The organism is Nocardioides coralli, from assembly GCF_019880385.1.
GTDB classification, from domain to species: Bacteria; Actinomycetota; Actinomycetes; order Propionibacteriales; family Nocardioidaceae; genus Nocardioides; species Nocardioides coralli.
On record NZ_CP082273.1, the window covers coordinates 637,024 to 658,673 of the forward strand.

At 73.4% G+C, this 21,650-nt stretch carries 17 protein-coding genes; 6 read left to right on the plus strand and 11 right to left on the minus strand.

Features of this window, described 5'->3' with window-relative positions:
* Window positions 1-7: 7 nt before the first annotated feature.
* A complete protein-coding gene (locus K6T13_RS03155) occupies window positions 8-1,246 on the plus strand; it encodes a hypothetical protein (RefSeq protein WP_222897053.1) in 1,239 nt (412 codons plus the stop codon).
* A gap of 7 nt (window positions 1,247-1,253) precedes the next feature.
* Here K6T13_RS03155 and K6T13_RS03160 read toward each other — a convergent pair whose 3' ends face one another.
* A complete protein-coding gene (locus K6T13_RS03160; RefSeq protein WP_222897065.1) occupies window positions 1,254-1,601 on the minus strand; it encodes a hypothetical protein in 348 nt (115 codons plus the stop codon).
* A 116-nt stretch (window positions 1,602-1,717) separates the two neighbouring features.
* On the opposite strand from K6T13_RS03160, the gene K6T13_RS03165 reads away from it, so the two are divergent.
* From K6T13_RS03165 to K6T13_RS03175, 3 genes are all read left to right on the plus strand, one after another.
* The gene (locus K6T13_RS03165) at window positions 1,718-2,431 is read left to right on the plus strand and encodes a trypsin-like serine protease (RefSeq protein WP_222897067.1); all 714 of its coding nucleotides are present in this window, start codon (window positions 1,718-1,720) and stop codon (window positions 2,429-2,431) included.
* 207 nt (window positions 2,432-2,638) lie between these two features.
* Window positions 2,639-3,097 carry an NfeD family protein gene (locus K6T13_RS03170; protein ID WP_222897071.1) on the plus strand — a complete coding sequence of 153 codons (459 nt, stop codon included), beginning with the start codon at window positions 2,639-2,641 and terminating at the stop codon, window positions 3,095-3,097.
* Window positions 3,098-3,101: 4 nt separating this feature from the next.
* Window positions 3,102-4,127 carry an SPFH domain-containing protein gene (locus tag K6T13_RS03175; protein WP_222897073.1) on the plus strand — a complete coding sequence of 342 codons (1,026 nt, stop codon included), beginning with the start codon at window positions 3,102-3,104 and terminating at the stop codon, window positions 4,125-4,127.
* A gap of 6 nt (window positions 4,128-4,133) precedes the next feature.
* On the opposite strand, the gene K6T13_RS03180 is transcribed toward K6T13_RS03175, so the two are convergent.
* From K6T13_RS03180 to K6T13_RS03195, 4 genes are all read right to left on the minus strand, one after another.
* Window positions 4,134-4,532 carry a GAF domain-containing protein gene (locus tag K6T13_RS03180; protein WP_249423908.1) on the minus strand — a complete coding sequence of 133 codons (399 nt, stop codon included), beginning with the start codon at window positions 4,530-4,532 and terminating at the stop codon, window positions 4,134-4,136.
* A gap of 35 nt (window positions 4,533-4,567) precedes the next feature.
* Window positions 4,568-5,566: a GTP pyrophosphokinase gene (locus K6T13_RS03185; protein WP_283247943.1), complete on the minus strand. Its 999-nt coding sequence runs from the start codon at window positions 5,564-5,566 to the stop codon at window positions 4,568-4,570.
* A 26-nt stretch (window positions 5,567-5,592) separates the two neighbouring features.
* On the minus strand, window positions 5,593-7,062 hold the full coding sequence (locus K6T13_RS03190; protein ID WP_222897083.1) for a hypothetical protein: 1,470 nt from the start codon (window positions 7,060-7,062) through the stop codon (window positions 5,593-5,595).
* A 71-nt stretch (window positions 7,063-7,133) separates the two neighbouring features.
* Window positions 7,134-7,925, minus strand: a complete 792-nt coding sequence (locus K6T13_RS03195) for a glycerophosphodiester phosphodiesterase (RefSeq protein WP_222897087.1) — start codon at window positions 7,923-7,925, stop codon at window positions 7,134-7,136.
* Between the two features lie 198 nt (window positions 7,926-8,123).
* On the opposite strand from K6T13_RS03195, the gene K6T13_RS03200 reads away from it, so the two are divergent.
* A complete protein-coding gene (locus tag K6T13_RS03200) occupies window positions 8,124-8,750 on the plus strand; it encodes an NERD domain-containing protein (RefSeq protein ID WP_222897090.1) in 627 nt (208 codons plus the stop codon).
* Window positions 8,751-8,782: 32 nt separating this feature from the next.
* Here K6T13_RS03200 and K6T13_RS03205 read toward each other — a convergent pair whose 3' ends face one another.
* From K6T13_RS03205 to K6T13_RS03230, 6 genes are all read right to left on the minus strand, one after another.
* On the minus strand, window positions 8,783-9,967 hold the full coding sequence (locus K6T13_RS03205) for a fibronectin type III domain-containing protein (protein WP_222897094.1): 1,185 nt from the start codon (window positions 9,965-9,967) through the stop codon (window positions 8,783-8,785).
* A 94-nt stretch (window positions 9,968-10,061) separates the two neighbouring features.
* Window positions 10,062-11,909: a glycerophosphodiester phosphodiesterase family protein gene (locus K6T13_RS03210; protein ID WP_222897097.1), complete on the minus strand. Its 1,848-nt coding sequence runs from the start codon at window positions 11,907-11,909 to the stop codon at window positions 10,062-10,064.
* 97 nt (window positions 11,910-12,006) lie between these two features.
* Window positions 12,007-14,088, minus strand: a complete 2,082-nt coding sequence (locus K6T13_RS03215) for an alpha/beta fold hydrolase (protein ID WP_222897098.1) — start codon at window positions 14,086-14,088, stop codon at window positions 12,007-12,009.
* 96 nt (window positions 14,089-14,184) lie between these two features.
* Window positions 14,185-15,813 carry a LuxR family transcriptional regulator gene (locus K6T13_RS03220; RefSeq protein ID WP_249423909.1) on the minus strand — a complete coding sequence of 543 codons (1,629 nt, stop codon included), beginning with the start codon at window positions 15,811-15,813 and terminating at the stop codon, window positions 14,185-14,187.
* Between the two features lie 32 nt (window positions 15,814-15,845).
* The gene (locus tag K6T13_RS03225; protein WP_222897101.1) at window positions 15,846-16,946 is read right to left on the minus strand and encodes a flavin-containing monooxygenase; all 1,101 of its coding nucleotides are present in this window, start codon (window positions 16,944-16,946) and stop codon (window positions 15,846-15,848) included.
* A 106-nt stretch (window positions 16,947-17,052) separates the two neighbouring features.
* Window positions 17,053-17,304: a hypothetical protein gene (locus K6T13_RS03230; RefSeq protein ID WP_222897102.1), complete on the minus strand. Its 252-nt coding sequence runs from the start codon at window positions 17,302-17,304 to the stop codon at window positions 17,053-17,055.
* Window positions 17,305-17,456: 152 nt separating this feature from the next.
* Here K6T13_RS03230 and K6T13_RS03235 point away from each other — a divergent pair, with 152 nt between their 5' ends.
* Window positions 17,457-21,647, plus strand: coding sequence for an nSTAND1 domain-containing NTPase (locus K6T13_RS03235; protein WP_283247944.1), 4,191 nt, complete (start codon window positions 17,457-17,459; stop codon window positions 21,645-21,647).
* Window positions 21,648-21,650 lie beyond the last annotated feature (3 nt).

The following is a 21,650-nucleotide window of genomic DNA, read 5'->3' on the forward strand; positions in this document are numbered from 1 at the left end:
TGCGGTAGTGACAACCCTCGTCCTCACAGCGACAGCGGGACCGGCGGACTCGGCGGCACCGGCCGCCGGTCCCGGCGCCGGTTCGGCGTGGCACCAGCCCCTCAAGCAGGCACCGGCACGCGTCGGCGTGTTCGACCACGACGTCGCGATGGGCGACCGCGTCGCCGCCATCGCCTGGGCCGGCACGCGAGGAGTACGCGTCCGGCTGCGCGTGCCCGGCACGGACTGGCACCAGAAGGTCCGCCTCGACGGTCGGGGCTCGCGTTCGCCCAGCGTCGCGGTCAACGACCGCGGTGACGTCGCCGTGGCCTGGACCCGGGAGGGCCGCAACCACACGCGGCTCCGGGTGAGTCGTCGGACGGCAGGCGGGCAGTGGAACGGCCCCACCACGCTGGCGGTGGGCACCCCGGCGTTCGGCACTGACGGGCCCGAGGTCTCGGTCGGCCCGCGGGGCAAGGTCTCGGTCGGCCTGTCCTACGCGCGGCGGGGCGGGTGGCAGCCGCGACCGCGCGTCTTCACCTTCCTCGACGGACGCTGGGGAGGCCCGGCAACCCTGGCACGCCGCGGTGGCAACGGGCTCCGCCTCGTCACCGGGCCGCGCGGACGCGTCACGGCTGCCTGGGTCAACGACTCCGGCGCGCGGTGCGTCGCCAACGGTGCCAACCGGACCTGGAGTCCAGCCCGCTGCTGGGCCAGGCCCTGGGCCGGCGTACCCCTGGACCTCGCCGTCGACGACCAGGGCCGCGTCTACCTGATGAGCTACCACGGTGTCTGGTCCCGCGCGCCCGGCGGTGAGATGCGGCGCGAGCCGGTGCCCTACGGCAGGCACGACGCGTTCGGCGGTGACAACTCCTTCTCGCTCGACGCCTCCGCGCCGGGCCGGGCCGCGGTCGTCTGGAGCTCTGGCCGCCAGACGGGCCGAGCCTCCGTCGCGTGGCGCACGTTCGCCTCCGTGCGCAGCCCGGACGGCAGCTGGAGTCCACGGGCGCAGCTGTCCCGGGAGCCGGCTGCCTCCGTCGCCGTCAGCGACGTGGGCACGACGACGGTGGCCTGGCCCGCACGCGACGGCATCCAGGTCGTGCGCAAGCTGGACGGGCAGCCCTGGAGCGACCGCCGGACCGTCGTCGGGAAGCCGATGTCCTCGGCGCCGTACCTCGACGTCAACGCGTCCGACGACGTGATGCTGCTGTTCACCCGTCGGTTCGACACCAGCCACGCCAGCCTGTGGACCGCCTGGCGGCCTTGAGCCTTTCTCACTTGGGCGGCAGCGAGCTCACGTGGTCGTGGGCCCGGCGGATCAGGGGAGCCAGCTGCTCGGCGTCCGCCACGATCGGCTCGGGCACGATCGCGAAGTCCTTCATCACTGAGCCGTAGGACACCGGGCGCTCCGTGCCGTGCTCGGAGAGGAACGCCTCGAGGTCGTCCGTGCCCAGCCGGATCGCGACCTCGCCCTCCTTGCCGAGGTACGTCGCCATCCACCCGTTCCCCGAGGTGTAGGGGTTCGCCGCGCCCTTGCGGGTGACGCCGTCGACCAGCGCGATCGCGGCGTCGTACTTGTCGAAGGCCTCCGCGGGGCCGCGGTAGTCCTTCCTCGTGCCCATCTCCCGAGCCTAGCCAGCCGTGCGCGTCGCGGCGCCGGTCCGGGACCTGGGACATGCCTGTCGCCCGAGGTGGGTACAGGGCAGTCTTCAGAGTGGGGAGCTGGGGAGGGGACCTGATGGGGCATCGGACGCCGAAGGTGCTGGTGGGGGTGGCGGCGATCGTCGCGATGGTCGCCTCCGCCTGCGGCGCCGTCACGAGCAAACCGCGGACGTCGGGACCCGTGCCGCCACCGTTGCTGGTGCTCGGCGAGCGCGGAGCGGACGCCGATCCCGCTGCCGGGTTCTGCGCCGGCGTCCTCATCGGACCCAAGCAGGTCCTCACCGCCACACGCTGCCTGCGCAAGCGCAAGGCGCGGTCGGTCAACGTGCGGGTCCTCAAGGCCGAGGGGTGCCTGGTGCGGATGCGGCGGCGCGGTGTCGACGCGACGCGCGCGTCGCTCGGGACCGCGAGCGTGGTGAAGCTGCAGGCGAAGGTGCCGCCGAAGGCGGCCGCGCCGCTGCCCCGCGGTGATGTCCCGACCGGGGGTGACATCGTCGTGGCGTGGGGCTGGGGCCCCGGTCGGCCCGGAGGTGGGTGCGTGCCACGGCCCGAACGGCTCACCGTCGTCTCCGAGGAGGAGTGCGCCGACGTCGTGGGGGAGGACCGGCTGTCCGTCTACTTCTGCGCGGTTCCCGAGGGGGACTTCAACGCCTGCCCGGGTGACCTCGGGGGTCCCGTCCTCGACGAGGAACGGCGGCTGGTCGGGCTCACCGTGAACGAGAAGAAGTGCGGCACCGACAAGGCGGTGCGGTTCTGGTCGACGTCGAACCTGGTGAAGCGGGCCAGCTGAGCGGCTTTCCGGCGTACGGCGGTGGGGGTCTCGACAGGCTCGACCTCCGTGGGGTCGGGTTGGCCTTGGTGGGCCGGGGGTTTCGTGGCTCGGGCGTTGCACGCCCTCGCACCTCAACCTCCGGCGGCCTCAACCTCCGGCTTCGGCGGGGGTGGGATTTCCACAAGCCACGTAGCATGGACGGCACACTCACGAGTGGGTGGAAGCATGTGGTGGTTGGTCTGGCTGTTCCTGGCCGTGGTGCTCGGCGTGGCTGAGTTCTTCACGCTGACGCTGGCGCTCGGCCTGCTGGCCGGTGCCGCCCTGACGGCCTCGATCGCTGCGGGGCTCGGCGCTCCCGTCGCCATCCAGTTCCTCACCTTCGCCGCCACCGGCGGCATCGGCCTCGTGGCTGTCCGTCCCATCGCGAAGCGGCACCTCAAGCTGATGCCCGCCTCGCGCGACGGCAGCGACGCGCTGGTCGGTCGTTCCGGGCTGGTGACCCGCGAGATCACCGCCTCGAGCGGACTGGTGAACCTCTCCGGGGAGGACTGGACGGCCCGGCCCTACCAGGAGGACCTCGTCATCCCGGCGGGCGTCAAGGTCGACGTCCTCCAGATCGAGGGCGCCACGGCGCTCGTGCACCCGCGCGACCCGCTTCCCGACCCGCTCCCTGGAGAAGGGTGAGCACATGGAAGCGATGGTGCCGATCATCGTCCTGGCGGCATTCGTCGCCTTCGTGGTGGGCGCGGCGATCCGGATCGTCCCGCAGGCCCGGCGCTACAACATCGAGCGGTTCGGGCGCTACCAACGGACCCTGCAGCCGGGACTCAACCTGATCATCCCGCTGGTCGACCGGGTCAACACCAAGCTCGACATCCGCGAGCAGGTCTACTCCTCCGACCCCAAGCCGGTCATCACCGAGGACAACCTGGTCGTCGCGATCGACACCGTCCTCTACTACCAGATCACCGACCCGCGGGCCGCGGCGTACGAGGTCGCCGACTACCTCAAGGCGATCGACCAGCTCACCGTGACCACGCTGCGCAACCTGATCGGCTCGATGGACCTCGAGAGCACGCTCACCTCCCGGGAGACCATCAACACCCGCCTGCGCGAGGTGCTCGACTCCGCCACCGGCAAGTGGGGGATCCGGGTCAACCGCGTCGAGATCAAGGCCATCGACCCGCCCAAGACGATCAAGGAGGCGATGGAGAAGCAGATGCGCGCCGAGCGCGACAAGCGCGCCGCGATCCTCCACGCCGAGGGCGAGCGGGCCTCGCTGATCCTCACCGCCGAGGGCACTCGCAACAAGCAGATCCTCGAGGCCGAGGGCAAGCAGCAGGCGATGGTGCTCGAGGCCGACGGCGAGGCCAAGGCGCTCGAGCGGGTCTTCCAGGCCGTGCACGCCAACGACGCCGACGCCAAGGTGCTGGCCTACAAGTACCTCGAGATGCTCCCGCGGCTGACCGAGAACGGGAACGGCTACCTGCTGATCCCCGGCGAGTTCACCGAGGCCGTCAAGACGGTGACCTCGGCCTTCGCCGAAGGAGGGGGTACGTCGGCTCGTGCTGTCAACGACACCAACCGGATCATCGGGCCCGTCGCCCGGCCGCAGGCGGTCGAGGCTGCCACCCAGGCTGCGGACGACGCCAAGGCGCTCGTGGACGAGGCCAAGGCGCAGGCCGAGGACGCCAAGCGGTCGATCATCGGCTGACGACGCTCAGGCCATCTGGTCCCACACCCGCGCCGTCGCCTCCCCGGCGCCGGGCAGCCCGATGCGCTGGAAGTTGCGGCCGCCGCGGGAGAACGCGTAGCCCACCTGCTCGGGCACCAGCAGCGGGTCCACCGGCTCGGCCAGCCACTCGCACGGCCTGACGTGGACCAGGTCGGCCGCCGCTGCGCCGCGGTCGTCGTCGCGGCGGCAGGGGCCGGCGAGCCGACCGAGCCGGAACGAGGTGTCGTCGAGCGTCCACACGAAGCTGCCGTCCGGGACGGCGCAGAACCGCTCCAGCCGGGCGGCGGCCCGCTCCTCGAGCGGCTCCCCGATCCCGCACAGGCCGAGCTCGAGCGCCCGGCGTACGGCGAGGCGGTGGTCGACGTCGTCGCGGCGCGACTGCATCGGGGCGCGGTAGGCGTCAGGAGGCACGGCGCGGCTCACTCCGTGGTCAGCCGCTGCAGCCGCGTCTGCAGCTGCGAGACCCGGTGGGCGTTGCCGGTGAGCCCGACGTACTGCTCGCCGAAGATCGCGAGCAGCGCGTCGTCGAGCCGGCGGACCGCGCCGGCGGGGTAGCGGTAGCCCATCCGGCGGATGACCGCGTCGGGGTCGACCGAGGTCAGCAGGTCGGCGAGCTCGCCGAGCGAGGTGATGCCGAGCTCGAGCAGCAGGCCGGCGATCCAGCCGTAGTGGTCGGTGTGCGACCAGCCGGCGTCGGCGTACTGCCCGGCCAGGAACGCCGCCAGCTCCTGTCCGCTGATCCGCGGGTCGGCCGGGTCGGCCTGCGGCGTCTCGGGTGGCGCGCCCTCCTGCAGTCGCGCCCGGATCGCCGAGAACTCCTGGTCGGCCAGCTCGAGCAGACCCGCCGCCAGCGTGAAGCGCCGGTCGAGGTCGGGCACGTGCTCCTCCGGCACCGTGCCCTTGTAGCGGATGTCGTGCTCGAACTCCGCCCACGCGTGCTGCAGCACCGTCCGCACCTGGATGCTCGCCCGGTGGCCGAGGAGGTCGTCGTACGTCGCCGGTGCCGGCTCGCGCGCCTCCACGAGCAGGTGGCGGCTGGCGTAGCCGAAGCCGCCCTGCCGGGCCGTCTGCTCACCCATGTCGCGGTCGTCGAGCACGTGCAGCTGGTCCTCGAAGACGTCGACGACCGCAGCGACGTCGGCGTGCACGTAGGTGATGACGCGCACTCCCAGCTGGTCGGTGATCTGCTCGAGCGGGTCGGGGTAGAGCGGTCGTCCGTCGACGGTGCGAGCGGCCTTGGCGGCGAAGGACGCCACGCTCTTGGTGCGGCCCTCGACGGTCAGGTAGTTGATGCCGGCCTCGTCGAGGAGCGCGGTGACGAGCTCCACGAACCGCTGCGTCGGCCGCCGCAGGCTCGGCTGCCGGGCCGCGTAGGTGCGCACGGCCTCGCGCACGGGGGTGTCGGGGGAGTCGGTCACAGGTCCACCCTGCACCACGGGACGCCTCAGGCGGCCTCGTAGGCGAGGGAGAAGTCGCTGGGGTAGAGGTCGACGCCGTCGGGTGCGGTCAGGATGAGCTCCGCGTCGTCAGGGGCGAGGCGGTGGGAACCGGTGTGGTCGACGAGGGTGCAGACCCCCCACGGGGACTGCCAGAGGTAGCGGCCGGGGCCGGACTGTCGGCAGCGGTAGCCGCCGTGGGTCTTCCAGCGATGATGTCGGCGGCGGAGTGGGCCGGAGTTGTGGCTCCCGGTCTGGCCGGGCGGCCCGCCGGCCACGTGGGCCGTCGAGTGGTCGAAGTCGACTGCGGCGCGGGTGGCGGAGCGCGGCGAGTGGGGGAAGACGTCACCCCCGGCCAGCAGCCACACCCGGTCCTTGAGGGGGTCGGGGTGCTCGTAGGCGTCGGTGCGGACGCGGCCGTTGAGGTCGATCACGGGGGTGACCCGGACGTCGGCGTGCCCGATCAGCTCCGCCAGCCCCTGGACGAGCATCGGGCCGATGCCCTCCACCCGGGCGACGCCGGCCTGGGACCGGACGGCCGCCTCGGTGAGGTGGACGAAGACCTGGGCGTTGCCGCGCAGGGACGCGAGCTGGCGGCACGACATCGAGGCGAGGCGGTCGACGGTGTCGCGCAGGTGGTCGGGCGCCCATGCGGGCTGCTCCGACGCCTCGCTGTCGGTCGGGGTGTGGTCGAGCAGGAGCGTGAGCAGGTCGGCGGGCCGCGCCAGCCAGCCGAGCGCGAGCGACCGGAGCTCGTCGCGGTTGTGGTCGTGGCCGTGCTCGGCGGCGAGGATGTCGGCGACCCGGTCGACCATCGCGTCGATCCAGGCGGCGTCGCCGGCCGTGACGCGGGCGATGAGGCACCGGTAGCCGAACTCGTCGGACCGGGACAGCGTGACGTAGCGCCGGTGGCGGTCAAGCTCCCGGCGCATCGCGTAGGTCTCCGGGTCGGCCTCGATCACCTTCGCCTGGGCGATCTCCAGCACCGTGGACGGGGCGTGGCCGGCGATGGCGGCGGCGACCGCGCGGTCGACGACCGCTACCGCCTCCCGAGGAACGGCGCGACAGATCACAGCCACCTTGCGCGCCACCCAGGGCTCGCACGCGAGAGCCGTGACATGGGCCCACGTCCGCGGCAGCCGGTGGGCGAGGTCGAGCGCGTCGGCCACCAGGGCCCGCGTGGTCGCGGTGTGGGTGTCACGGGCCATCGCCAGCTCGGGCAGGCAGTACTCGCGGACGTCGAGGGTGCCGTCGCCACCGACGGCCGACATCGGGTCGCGGTCGTCCCGCGGCTCGCCGTTGAGCGCCGCCCAGTGGGCCGCGATCCGCAGCTCCTCGACCTCGGTCGCCCGCCGCGCACGGACGGCCGCCGTGGCCGCCTCGAGGGTCGCCCGCGCGTCCCGCTCGTCGAGCAGCGCACCCTCCCCGGGCACGGTCGCCGGGGCGGCGGTGCCCGGGGTGAGGAGGGGGGTCGTCATGCGACCAGTCTAGTCGAACACGTGTTCGAACACCAGTACTCTGCGGGTTTCCCACAGACCCGCTGGGAGTGTCAGCCAGCCGTCACCAGCTGCGGAGCCAGCGCCTCCGCCAGCACGTCGGGCCGGTTGGTGATCACGCCGTCGACGTCCAGGTCGAGGACCCGCCGCATGTCCCCGGGGGCGTCGACGGTCCACACGTTGCACGCCAACCCGGCGGCGTGGACGGCGGCGACGTACTCCTCCGTGGCGACCCGGTGACGTGGGTTGACCTGGTGGGCCCACGTCGCCAGCCGTGGCAGCCGGCGCACCGGCGGCCGGCCGAGCAGACCGACGGGGATGTCGGGCTCGAGGGTCGCGAAGCGGCGCATCACGGCATGGTCGAAGGACTGGACCACCAGCCGCTCGTGGGTCGTGCCCTCGCGGACGAAGCCCGGGAAGCGGCGGAGCGTGGTGCTGATGTCGACCGCGATGCCCGGGTGGAGCGCCGGCTTCTTCACCTCCAGGAGCAGCCCGGTGCCGGTGTGGTGGAGCAGGTCGATGGTCTGCTCCAGCGTCGGGATCCGCTGCTCGGCGTACGCCGGGCTGAACCACCGGCCCGCCTCGAGGCGCAGCAGCTCGCGGTAGGTCAGGTCCTGGACCCGCCATGGTGCGCGCCGCGGGTAGACCCGGCACACGTCGGTGGTGCGCGTCAGGTCGAGGTCGTGGAGGAGAACGAGGACGCCGTCACGGGTCCGCTGGACGTCCACCTCCACCATGTCGCAGCCCATGACGATGGCCCGTTCGAGCGCAGCGATCGTGTTCTCGGGAGCGTGGGCACTCGCGCCGCGGTGGGCGATCCGCGTGACCGGTCCGGTGGTGCGCATCCATGTCTCCTCGCGTGAGGGAGCTCCGTCGACCGCGAGGTTGCTCGGACGAGGTGACGGTCGCATGACCGCGACATGGATGGCGCCGGACCATCGAGCGACAGGTGCACAGGTGGGTAAAAGTTCGGCAAAGCGCCCGCCGGGGGTCTGGGGGGTCTTCCACCCTGTATCAACCTTTGACGGAGGGGGACCCCCAACATGAGCATTGCACCGACCGCACGGGAGGCCGCTCGGCGTCAGCACGACAAGGCGATGCGGATCACGCGCTACGCCGAGCTGGACGGTCTCGGAGCCGAGGGTCAGCAGACAGCAGCGGCGCTGCACCAGCTGCCGGAGGAGAAGTGGATCGTCTTCCACGACCTCCGGCTCGGGCGCGCCGTCCTGGACCACGTGGTCGTCGGCCCCCCCGGCGTCTTCGTGGTCGACCGCCGTAGCTGGACCGGCACGATCACGGTGAAGGGCGATGTGCTGCGTCGCAACGGCATCTGGCACAACCTGGCGCTGCGCCGCTCGACCCGGTACGCCGAGGCGCTGCTCGCCCTGGTGCCGACGATGCGCCGCGAGCTGGTCTGGCCGGTACTGAGCGTGGCCACCGAGGAGCAGGTGCTCGGCTGCGCCAAGGAGGTGCTGATCGCCTCGACGCCGACCCTCGCCTGGACGATGAAGGGGTGCCCGCAGGTGCTGTCGGTGACCGAGATCGACCGCCTCGCCTGGGAGATGGAGGCGAGCCTCGACGGTCACGTGATCGTGCCGCCGGCTGGTTGGGGCCGCGAGTCGACCCCGGTCCAGGTGCCCGTGGCTCCGCGGCACCGCGCCGCCGGCTGAGCTCGTCCGTTGTCGGGGTCCGGCCCGGTGACTCAGGGTCGGCGCGCGAGGTTGACCTTGCCCGACCACGGGCCGGGACCGACCCGGGAGAGCGCGCGGACGCGGCAGGTGTAGCGGGTGCCGCGGCTGAGCCCTCTCACCGTCACCGGCGCCTTGTTCTTCTTCCGCTTGGCGGTCTCGACGGCGCCGCGTGGTGAGACGCACCTGGCCTTGTAGCCGGTCACCTTGGCCCCGCGCGGCTTCGCCTTGTCGTAGCCCACCTTCCCCGTGCGCGCCGCGGTGCGGCTGGCGCGCAGATTGGTGGGCCGGGTCGGAACGACCTTGCCGGTCCTCACCTTGAGGCGCCGGACGCTGAAGGTCATGTCGGTCACCTCGATCTCGGCCGGCGACGCGGGGGTGGACTTGACCACCGACGAGCTCGAGATCGGCCCGGCGCCGGCGACCACCAGGCTGGCGGGCGTCACGGTGCCCGGGTCCGGAATGAAGAAGTTCTCGCGCAGGAAGTCGTTGGGCAGCACCGCCTCGAAGTGGCCGCGGTAGACGGTCGTCCCGTCGGACTCGAAGTGCGGTGCGCCAAAGTCGAGCCGCATGGTCGCGATCCCCGTCGCGTCGTCGTAGGTGACGCCGGGCGGGAAGCTGGTGACCTCGACGTTGGTCCAGAAGTCGACGCCGAAGAAGGCCCGGCGCTGCGTGGCGTCGCTCCAGAAGTGCCAGTCGAGCAGCTGGCTGGCCAACCGCAGGTCCTCGTCGGTGGCGTTGGTGGGGCAGGGCCAGGGGAACGGCGACGCGGCGCAGCCCTCCGCGACCAGGGTCGGCTCCGCGGTCATCGACACGGTCCACGTGCCGTCGCCGTCGTCGGTCCGGACGACCTCGCCGTTGCGCCCGGCGCCGAAGTTGACCCGCGGCACCATCGTCCCCACGTCGAGGACCACCTCCCAGCGACCGGCGGCCGCGCCGGTGAGCTCGTAGGCGCCGTTCTGGGCCAAGTTCCACTGGACGTCGTGGCCGGCGTCGAAGACCGACAGGTCGACCTGCCACACGGGGTCGGTCGGCGTGATGCCCACGCCGTCGCGCTTGACGGACACGATGCACGGCGCCGTGGCTCCGGGGGCGCTGCACCAGTCAGCCGGATCAGCGACCGAGGGTGTGGCGGGGAGGACGACCAGGCCGGCGGCCAGCAGGCCGCCCAGACCGGTGAGCAACGGGAATCGGGACACGGGGCACCCCTTCGACCGGGCGGCACGTCGCTGCCGCTGGGCCTCATGGTGGTGCCTGTTGCACGCCGGCGCCACCCCTCGGATGGGCTATGTCTCAGCCCCGGTCGTGCTCTTGCAGGAACCGCCGGAGACCCGGGAGGTCGTCGGTGTTGAGGTGGTCGACGTCGGCGGCGAGCAGCTCGCGCCACACCGCCTCCCGCGCCGGGACGTCGAGGTCGGGCGTGGCCCGGAAGCGGACCCGGTAGCCGGCGGCGTGAGCCTCGTCGACGATGCGGTGCAGCTTGTCGCGCTCGGCCCGGGGCATCGGGCCGACGCCCTGCCAGGTGAAGTGGCGGGTCCAGCTGTCGCTCAGCAGCGGCATGTCGGAGGCCGGCAGCCCGGAGCCGAGGTCGGGCATCCGGCCGTCGTAGCCGGCGTAGCGCGTCTCCTGGGCCTGCATGAACGGCAGGTCGCGGCTGCCGCTGAAGACGGCGGTGACCGCACGGTCGTCGACGCGACCGCCGCGGAAGGACGTCATGATCCGGCGGTGCTCCCGCAGCTCGGCGTCGATCGCCCGGTAGGTCGGCCTCGCCTCGCTCTTGACGTCGATCAGCAGCTGGAAGACGCCGTCCCAGTCCTCGTAGACCGCGCCGTCCTGCTGCTCCGCGCGCTCCACCAGCGGGTCGAGGTAGAGCGACTCCAGGGTGCGACCGGGCCGCACCTCGTGCCGGTCGTGGGCCACCAACAGCTCACCGTCGACCAGCCACACGTCGGCCTCCACGCTGCTGAAGCCGTGGTCGAGGGCGTCGCGCAGCGGACGGGCGTGCTCGTAGTCGTTGTGGGCGTGCGCGCGCGCCAGCGGCGCGGCCGCCATCTCGTTGTCGTCCTCCGGCTCGTCCCGGGAGTACGCCGGCGGCAGCTCGAGGCCGCGTTCGGCCATCAGCTCGCGGAGCCGGTCGGGGTAGTCGGTGATCAGCCCGTCCACGCCGGCGTCCATCAGCGAGGCCATCGTCGGCTTGTCGTTGACCGTCCACGGGATCACGGTGATGTCGGCGCGGTCGGCACGACGGACCATCGCCCGCGTGACGTAGGGCCGGTAGTCGGGGTCGGTGACCTTCCCGCGCTGCGGGAACCCGTGGACCGGTGAGAACGCGTCGGCGCCGAAGGAGTCGATCGCGGCGATCGGGTCGTCGTCGAAGTCGTCGATGTCGATGCCGCCCAGCCACGGCGAGGCGCCCGGCCGGTCGACCTGCAGGAAGTCGTGGTTGGTCAGCGCCACCAGCGGCAGTCGCGGCTCCACCTCGGACATCCGCATCAGCGCGCCCCAGTCGAAGCTCTGGATGGTGACCTGGTCGAGCATCCCGGCCCGCCGGGTGTCGCGGGCCACCACCTGGACGAACTGCTCACGCGGCGCGGTCTCCTGCGGCGCGCCCGCCTCGACCTTCGTCTCGACGTTGAGGACCACGTCGTCGGCGTCGTAGGCCGTCACGAGGTCGTAGACCTCGGTGAGGGTCGGCATCCGCTCGCCGGGGTGGAGCTCCTGGTCCGGGTGGTCCGGCTGACGGAGGCTGCCGCAGTCGAGGGTCTTCACCTGCGCGAAGGTCAGGGTGTTGACGTACCTGCCGACGTAGGGCCACTCCCGGTCACCGGGGGTGGCCGGTGCGGTGTCGAGGCACTTCTTGTCGCTGACCTTGCGGTCGTGGGTGACGACCGCGACGCCGTCCTCGGTGATCTGGGTGTCGAGCTCCAGCGTCGTGACGCCGAGCTCGAGGGCCTTGGCGAACGCCGGCAGCGTGCCCTCGACCGTCAGGCCGAGCCCGCCGCGGTGGGCCTGGAGGTCGAAGCCCTCCTCCAGGTCGTCGTCGGCCTGCGCCGCAGGGGCGACCAGGACCAGGAGGGGGGTCGACAGGGCAGACGCGACCGCGGCGCAGACGAGCCGCGGTACCCGAGATGTGTTCCGCATGCCCCACACGGGAACCGCTCCAGGCGGACGGCAGGTGACCGGCGCCCGACCTCGGGATGACCTGACGGACAACCCTCGGCCGGGCGCCGCTCCCGCCTCAGTTGGCCGGGACGGTCACCTCGACGTGTCTGCCGCCGAGCTCGCCGGTGACCCGGAAGTCCCGGTAGGGACCGGAGAACCCGAACTTGCCGCGCGCCCGCAGCCACCCGTCCTCGCCTCGGGGTCCGTCGACGTCGACGATGAAGCGCAGACCGTTGGCCCCGAAGAGGTGCCAGGTGGTGCGACCGGAGACCGCCACGTTGCGTGCGAGCTGCGCCTGGTCCAGCCAGATCAGCGCCGGCCTGCCCGAGAAGTCGCGGTAGTCGAAGGAGCCGCCGCCACCCCGGAGGGCGGTCAGCCCGCCCCTCGCCCCCGGGACCCGGAAGCTGCGCAGCCAGGCGTCGCGGACCGTCTGCACGACCACCGTGGCGATCTTGCGGTGCACCGGGCGGGAGCGGTCGCCGGGCGCCGGGGTCGCCGGCGCCGCGCCGCGAGCGTGCTCGGGGAACTTCGACGTCGTCGGGACGACGTTCGCCGGCTCGTCGCAGTCGTCCGCCGCCGGCGGCGTCAAGGTCCGCACGAAGGCGTGGAAGAGCTCCCGCGCGCACTCGCTCCAGCCGGCCGCCGGGTGGGCGGCACCCGCTGCCTCGACGTGGTGTGCCGCCGGGAAGACCTCGAGCAGCTCCCGGGACATGTCCGTCGGGACCTGGGTGTCGCGGTCCCCGGTGAGCATCAGGGCCGGGACCCCCGCCGGGACGGTCGCGCCGTCGGGGATGGCCGGGACGAACCGGTCGGGAGCCGGCCAGCGCAGGCACCACCGCGGCCAGAAGTACTCGGTCCACGCCTCGGCCGTGAACGGCGCGAAGGCGTCGGCGGCAGCCAGGGCGGCGTAGGCGGCGGCGTACTTCGCCTCGCGGGTCGACCGCGGGTCGCCGCGGTCCCACACCGGGTCGGCGTCGTTGCAGAAGACGGCCGCGTTGTTGCCGAGCGAGTCGAACTCGGGTGGCGCCGAACCGCCTACTCCGCCGAGGTGCAGGGTCTCGGCGGCGAGCCGGAGCAGGGGTCGCCGGTCGCCCCGGCCGAGCGCCTTGGCGGCGGCAGCGAGCTCACCGTTGTTGATCCAGTTGCCCCGGGACAGCCACGCCAGCGCTTCCATGTCGGCCGTGACGCGACGCCGCCCGACGTCGGACACCCTCACCCACCCGGACACCGGGCGGTCGCGCAGGATGTCGGCGATCCGGGCGAGGGCCGTGTCGGCATTGGGCTGGGCCGCGTGGCAAGCCGGAGCGCGCCGGCAGTCCAGCCCGACACCCTCGGCGATCGCGGGCGGGATCTCCGTGCCCCAGGTCCACTCGTGCCGGTCGTCGGTCACCGGGGTCGGGGCGTCGAGGATCGCGGCCCGGAGCCGGCCCGGGTAGCGGACGGCGTAGGCCGACACGAAGACGCCGCCGTAGGAGAGGCCGTAGAAGCTGATCTGGTCGTAGCTCAGGGCTGCCCGCACGGCCTCGAGGTCCATCGCGACGTCACCGCTGCCGTAGCGGTCGGCGTCGTCGCCGAGCTGGCGACCACACGCGCCGATGGCCCGGACGGCGTCCTCCTGGGTCACGACGCCCTCGAACAGGTTCTGCAGCTTCGGGCAGTCGATGGCCCCCGACTGGCCGGTGCCGCGGTGGTCGACGACCACGAGGTCACGGTCGTCGTTGAGCCCGCCGCCCAGGAAGCCGAGGAACCAGCGGTTCGCCACGTTGGAGACCCCGGGGCCGCCGTCGGTCAGGAAGACGGCGTCGGTGGCGGTCGACGTGGGGTTGCTGCGGGGGAGCACCGCGAAGGCGATCGGCAGCTCGCGACCCCCCGACTCGGCCCGGTCGAACGGCACGTCCACGGTCCCGCAGAGCCAGCCGTCGTCCTCCGGGCAGGGTGCGAGGGCCACGCCAGGGTCGGCTGCCAGCGTGCCGGGTCGGGCCCGGCCGCGGACCGACCTGTCCCGGAGCAGCTCGGGCTGCGCCAGCTGGATCGCCTTGTCCGCGGAGCGGTCTGGCCCCGGATGGCCCCGCCCGGGTGCGGCGCCGGCCGCAGGTACGGCCAGCAGGCTCAGGGCGGCGGTGACCGCGATGATCCGCAGTGTTCTCGACGTTTCCATCCTGCTCCCCCTCAGGGTTGGGCTGACGCCAGCGTTCGACTTTCCCACCGAGGACAGGCATGGGGAAGACCGGACGTTGACGCGCGGTTGGGTGGTTCAGACCAGTCGGTGCTCGTAGGCGTACGCCGTCGCGGCCGTCCGCGAGCCGACGCCGAGCTTGGTGAAGATGTTGGACAGGTGACGGGCGACCGTCTTCTCGCTCAGCACCAGCTCGGCGGCGATGTCGGCGTTGCTGCGCCCGCCGGCCACCAGCCGCAGCACCTCGGCCTCGCGGGCGGTCAGGCCGCCGGGCAGCGCGGCCGGGGCGAGCAGCTCCTCCGCCTGGTCGGCGGCCGGCCGGGCGCCGAGCCGCCGCAGGGTGGTGCGGGCCGTCTCGAGCTCGCGCCGGGCCGAGGCCTCGTCGCCCGCGGCCAGGAGGGCGCGGCCGGTGACGAGCTGGGTCCGGGCCCGCTGGAAGGCGTCGTCACAGCGCGCCCAGAGCTGCTGGGCCTTGCGCAGGTAGGGGAGGCCGCCCGCCGGGTCACCGGCGGCGAGCTCGACGGCTCCGGCGGCGTGCGCCGCGGCGGCGAGCAGCCAGTCACAGCCGAAGCCGGCGGCCACCTCGTCGAGCTCGGCCGTGACCGTCCGGGCCCGGTCGACCTCGCCGGTGCTCAGCAGCACCTCGACGGCGGCGGGCAGCAGCCGTCCCCGGTGCACGGGGCCGCCGGTCTCCGCGAGCAGCCGCTCCACCGCGGCCCGGGCGACGTCGGTCTGCCCGCGGGCCAGCCACAGCAGCGCGAGGCCCGGCTGCGGGTCGAAGCCGTGGTCGGCCGCCCGCTGGTAGGCCTCGTCGGCGCCGGTGTGGTCGCCCTGCAGGCGCAGCACCTCGCCCGTCTCGTACGCCGAGAGCCCGACCGCGTCCGGTGCCCCCACCCGCTGGTAGCGGTCGGCCGCCAGCTCGAACTCGGCGAGCGCGCCGCCGAAGTCACCCCGCAGGCGCAGCAGCTGGCCGCGGTGCACCGCGCACTGGCCGGTGAAGGCGAGCAGCCCGGGCTGCTTCGCGCACCACCGGTCGAGCGCGGCCGTCCACTCCGCGACCCGGGCGAAGTCGCTGATCTCCTGGCAGCCCTCGATGGCGGTGCAGTAGACGTGGCCGGCGAGGATCGGCGAGGTCGTCTCACCGGCGATCACCCGGACCATCGCCTCGTCGAGCCGGGCCAGCCCCTCGGTGAAGCGGCCGGCGTAGAGCGAGAGCCGGCCCTGGGAGCACAGCCCCAGGGCCATCAGGTCAGGGTCGCCGTGCCGGCGGCCCGCCGCGGTCACCTCGGCGGCGCAGCTGGCGGCGGTCACGAGGTCGCCGGCGCCCAGGGCCCGGAACATGCGAGGGAAGGCGATCCACGCGTGCTCGACGGCGTCGGGCGGGAGGCCCTCGAGGAGGCTGTCGGCCCGGGCGGTCCACCCCGCGGCGAGGGCCGGCTCGCCGTGGGTCAGCAGCGTCATCGACAGCCGGAAGACGCAGCGGACCGCGGCGGTGACGTCACCCGCGGCCTGGGCTCCGGCGAAGGCGCGCTGCAGCACCGCCACCGCCCCGTCGTGGTCGCCGAGCAGCTCGGCGGTGGTGGCGAGACGGTCGAGGTCGGCGTGCTCGAGCGCATCGTCCGGGACCTCGCCGAAGGCGCTGTGGGCCGCGACCCAGTCGCCGCGGTCGAACGCGGCCCGGGCCTGCTCCAGCCCCGTAGCACTCACGGCGAGCACCTCCGCCCCGAGCCTAAGCCCGTTCATGCCGCGGCGGCCCGCGCTGCGGACCGGGAGGTGCGCCGGACCAGCTGGTCGACGACGTACGCCGCGTCGCGGCCGACGCCGGGAAGCAGCATCGAGCTGAAGGAGTACTGGAAGCTCAGGCCGCAGAAGTACAGCCCCGGGGCGTCCTCGACGACCCCGCGCCGCTCGGCCGGCCAGCCGTCGTCGCGGAGGACCGGCAGCCGGATCCAGTCGAAGGTCTGGCGGAAGCCGGTCGCCCAGATCACGGTCCCGACCTCGCGCGGCGTGCCGTCGACGACGGGCAGCCCGTCGGTGACCTCCTCGATCCGGGAGGTGACCCGCTCGACGCCACGGTCGGCCAGGTCGGAGCGCTTGACCCGCAGCATGGGCCCGCCGTGGTGGCGCACCTGCGGCATCGCCTTGCGGCCCACGGGCGTCCGGCGGGTCATCACGTGGCGCCACACGAAGAGCAGCACCGGGAACATCACGTTCATGACCGGGGCGTCCAGGCGCGGCGGGATCTGGCCGCAGTCGCGTCCCGCGAGGATCGTCGGGTGGTGCTCGGCCACCTCGTAGGCGATGTCGCTGCCGGAGTGGCTGGCGCCGACGACGAGCACGGGGCCGTCGCGGAGCTGGCCGGGGCGGCGGTACTCGCTGGAGTGGAGCTGCAGGATCCCCGGGTCGAGCTGGTCGGCGATCGCGGGGACGCTGGGGGCGCGGCCGAAGGTGCCGGTGGCCACGACCACGTTGTCGCAGGTCCAGGCGCCGTGGTCGGTCGTCACGCGGTAGCCCTCGCCGTCGCGCTCGAGGGCGCTGACCCGGGTGCCGAGCCGGACCGGCAGCTCGAAGTGCCGCACGTAGGACTCGAGGTAGTCGCCGACGGCGTCCTTGCCGGGGAAGCTGCCGCGGGGTGCGGGGAAGTCGAGGCCGGGCAGGCCGTCGTACTGCGCCGGGGTGTAGAGCTTCAGGGAGTCCCACTGCCGGCGCCAGTTGTCGCCGACCCGGGCGCTGCCGTCGAGGATCACGAACTCGCGGCCGTGCTGCTGCAGGTGGTGACCGGTCGCCAGGCCGGCCTGGCCGGCGCCGATCACGACGGTGTCGATGTGTGTGGTGTCCATGCCGCCGACGCTAGGGACGGGGAGGCCCGCTCCGCGTCGGGCGGAGCACCCAAAGGACAGGCAAGCGGGCATGGGCCGAACTGCCCATGCCCGCCTGTTCCGGGGCTCAGCGACGGTGCTGGAAGGCGCGGTCCTCGCGGTTGGTCCCGGCGTAGCCGTTGGGGTCGAAGCCGGGGTACCGGTCGAGGTCGAACTCCGACTCCGCCGGTGCCGGCGTGATCGGGAGCACCTCGTCGTCGAGCACCACGCTGGCGATCCCGAAGCCGGCCCCGACGGCCAGCAGGGCTCCGGCGAACGCGAGTGCCGTGGCCTTGACGGAGATGTGGTGATGGCCCGGGTGGGCGGTGGTGATGGTCATGACGGCTCCCCCTCGATGTGTTGTCCTTCGGTCGTCGTGGTCACCGTTGTGCAGGACACCGGTATCCAGACGGTCTCGGGCCGGTAACGACCCGGTAATGGGAGCGACAGGGGGCCATTGACCGCTCCTCGCCGGAGGGCCACTCTCGACAGATGGGCATCGCGGTCTTGGGCCCGTTGCTGATAGATGGGGGGAAATCCACGCTCGCTCGGCGCGAACGCGTGGTCCTCGCAGCGTTGGCACTGCGGGTCGGGGAGGCGGTCAGCAGCGAGCAGCTGGCCGAGGCGCTGTGGCGCGACCGGCTCCCCGCGACCTGGCCCAAGGCGCTGCAGACCGCGATCGTCCAGATCCGCAAGACCCTGGGCCCCGGCGCCGTCGAGACCGTCGGCCACGCCTACCGGCTCGCGCTGCCGAGGGGCGAGGTCGACGCCCGCGAGTTCGAGCGGCTGGTGGCGCGGGCGCGGGAGCTGCTGACGCAGGGGGAGCCGGACCGCGCCACCTACCTGCTCGACCAGGCGCTGGCGATGTGGCGCGGTGAGGCGCTCGTCGAGCTCAGCGACTGGGAGCCGGGGCGGCAGGAGGCCGACCGGCTGGGGGAGCTGCGCCGCGACGCCGAGGAGCTGAGGGTCGACGCAGCGCTGCGCGACGGCCGGCACGGCGACGTCCTCGTCGACGCCCGTCGGCTCGTCGAGCAGGCGCCGCTGCGGGAACGTCGCTGGGAGCTGCTCGCGCTCGCCCAGTACCGCTCCGGGCAGCAGGCCGACGCGCTCCGCACCCTCCACCAGCTGCGTCGGACGTTGGTGGAGGAGCTCGGCATCGACCCGGGGCCGGACGCGATCGAGCTCGAGACCCGGATCCTGCGGCAGGACCCCGACCTCCAGCCGGAGGAGGCGACGCCGACCGCCGCCCGGGCCTGCCCCTACCTCGGTCTGGTGCCCTACGACATCGCCGACAGCGACGCCTTCTTCGGCCGGGAGAAGGACGTCGCCGCGTGCCGGCGGCGACTGGCCGACACGGGGGTCGTCGCGGTCGTCGGGCCCTCGGGGTCGGGCAAGTCCTCGCTGGTCCGGGCCGGCGTGGCGGCAGCCCTGCGCGCCGACGGGGAGCGGGTCGTGGTCATCACCCCCGGCCGCCGGCCCCTCGACGCGCTCTCGGCCGTGCCGCGGGACCCCCGGGTGGTCCTCATCGTCGACCAGGCGGAGGAGGCGGTGATGGCGCCCGACGACCCCGCCCAGGTCGAGCAGTTCTTCGCGGCCCTCACCCTCCACGCCGCCGGCGGCCGGCTGGTCGTGGCGCTGCGGGCGGACCGCTTCGGCGACCTGGCGGCGTACGCCGTCTTCGCGCGGCTGGTCGAGCAGGGCCTGTTCGTCCTCACCCCGATGAGCGGTGACGCACTGCGCGACGCCATCGAGGGCCCCGCCCAGCTGGCCGGGCTGCGTCTCGACGCCGGCCTGGTCGAGCTGCTCGTCGCCGAGGTCGAGGGCCAGCCGGGCGCGCTGCCCCACCTGTCCCACGCCCTGCGCCAGACGTGGGAGCGGCGCGAGGGCGGGGTGCTGACGATCGACGGCTACCGGTCCACCGGTGGGATCCGCGACGCCGTCGCCCGGTCGGCCGAGCGGGTCTACGAGGAGCTGTCGAGCGACCAGCGGGTGATGCTGCGCGACGTGATGCTGCGGCTGGTGTCCCCCGGTCCGGACGGTGAACCGGTCCGCAGCCGGGTGCCCCGGCGGCTGCTGACCGCCGACCCGGAGCACGACCGGATGATGGAGCGGCTGGTCGCGGCGCGGCTGGTCAGCAGCGACGACGAGGCCGTCGAGCTGGCTCACGAGGCGCTCGCGCGGTCGTGGCCGCGGCTGCAGGGCTGGCTCGACGAGGACACCGAGGGCCAGCGGATCCTGCGCCACCTGGCGATCGCCGCCGACACCTGGGACTCCATGGGCCGGCCCGACGACGAGCTCTACCGCGGCAACCGGCTGGCCGCCGCGCTGGAGTGGCGCGACCGCACCGAGCCGGACCTCACGCCGGTGGAGGCCGACTTCCTGGACGCGGGCAGCAGGCGGCACCGGGCCGAGAAGCGCTCCCTGCTCGAGCAGACCGCCCGGCAGGCCCGCACCAACCGCCGGCTCCGCGCGCTGCTCGGCGTGGCCGCCCTGCTGCTCCTCGTGTCGGCGGTGACCGGCACGCTGGCCATCGGGCAGGCCAACCGTGCCGCCGACGTGACCCGCACCGCCGACGCCCGCCGGGTCGCTGCGCAGGCCCAGCTCGCCGCCGGCGTCGACCGGTCGCTGGCGCTCGCTGCGGCGGCGTTCGGTGCGGAGCCGTCCACGGAGTCCCAGGCGGGCCTGCTCGCGGCGCTGACCCGGTTCCCCGAGCTCGTCGCCGTCAGGCCGGTGCCGGGTGCGTGGTCGGGCTCCAGTCCCGACGGGAGCGTGGCCGCCCTCATGGACTACAACCACCAGGTCAGGTTCCTCGACACCGAGACCCTGCGGCAGCTGGGGCAATACGACCCCTACCCGGGCCTCGCGGTCCAGGCGGTCGCCGGCAACGTCTCGCCGCTCGCCTTCAGCGGGAACGGGTCGACCATGGCCGTGGGTGTCCTCACCATCGAGGACGAGGTCGTCCGGTTGCTCGACAGCGCGACGTACGCCGAGGCGCGCCGCCAGCCCGGCGGACAGCCGCCCTGGGCCTACCCCACGGACGTCCAGCTCAGCTCCGACGGTCGCCAGCTGGCCGTCAGCGTGGGTGTGGTGCAGGGACCACAGCAGGGGGAGAACCTGATCTACCTGTGGGACCTGGCGCGACCCGCCCGTCCGAGCCAGGTGATATCGCTGCCCGGCGACACGTTCTTCGTGGCGTTCTCCCCGGACGGCCGCCGGCTCCACGCATCGCCCGGCTGGAACTCCGACGCGCCCCCCGGCCGGTGGACCTGGTCGACGCGGACGGGCGAGCTCCTCGGGACCTCCCCGGACGGCGGGCAGGGGTTGTCGATCAATCAGGCCGGCACGCTGCTCGGCTACGCCCAGGGCTCGACGGTGGTGCTGGTCGACGAGGACACCGGCGAGATCGAGGAGCGGCTGCGGGGCCCGCAGGGACAGGTGCGACAGGTCGCGTTCTCGCCCGACGGGCGCACGGTCGCGGCGATCGCCGACGACCCGGCGGTCTTCGTGTGGGAGGTGCTCACCGGGGACCTGCTCGAGGAGATCGTGCTGGAGGACCAGGGGCACGACGTCGGGTTCGACCTCGCCAGCGACCGGCTGCTGGTGCCGAACGGCTCGCGCCTCGACGTGTTCGGCCTCACCGGCCTCGAGCGCTACGTCGCCCGGGTGCGTCGGGGCACGCCGGGGACGGCGGGGGACTTCCGGGTCACGCGCTACGGCTCGCCGTACGAGCCGGTCGTCGCGACCAGCTCCTACGAGCCGGCGCGCGGGGCCTCGGTGCTCGACATCCGGTCGCGCGTCACGGAGCAGCCGGTGGCCGAGCTGGGCCTGAGCTGGGCGGGCAACACCTTCGAACCGGCGTGGTCCCCGGACAACGAGCACCTCGCGTTCGTCGACTCGCGCGACCGGTTGCGCGTCTGGAACTGGCGCGAGGAGGAGCTGGTCACCACGCGCACCTTCCGCGCCAGCCAGCTCGCCTACGACGAGGACGGGAGGCGGATCTTCGCCGTCACCCCCCGCGGGCTCGTCCTGCTCGACGCGCAGGACCTGCTGCCAGTGGGCAGCCCGATCCAGCTGACGAACCGGGTCACCGACGCAGCGCTCGGTGCGGGGGACGAGACGGCCGTCCTCATCACCGCGGAGCCCAACAACAGCGCCTTCGGCTACACCGTGACCGACCGGTGGCGGGTCGTCGACCTCGAGACCGGTCAGACGGTGAGGTCGGGATCGCTCCGGCAGCCCGGCACGGCCCTGGTGCTGTCGCCGGACCGCAGCCGGATGGCCGTCTCCGGTCCGGCGGGGGTCGAGATCGTCGACCTCGCCACCGCTGCGTCCACGGTGTCCCAGGACCGCACCGGCGCCGCGGAGGCCGAGGGCCAGCTGCCGACGTTCTCTCCCGACGGTCGGCTCATCGCGACCGCCGACGGGATGGGCAGCGTCAGCCTCTGGGACGGTCGCACCGCCGAGCTGCTCGGGACCGTGCAGCCGGGAGACTCGCAGGTGCAGCCGTTGTTCCTCGACGCCGACACGCTGTTCCTGCAGTACAGCGACGGCGCGGCCTACATCTGGCGGACCAGCCCCGAGCACGCGCTTCGCACGGCCTGCCGCATCCTCGACGGCGGGCTCGACCCCACCGAGTGGCAGGAGTGGTTCGGCGAGCGGCCCTACGTCGACGTGTGTGCGTGAGGC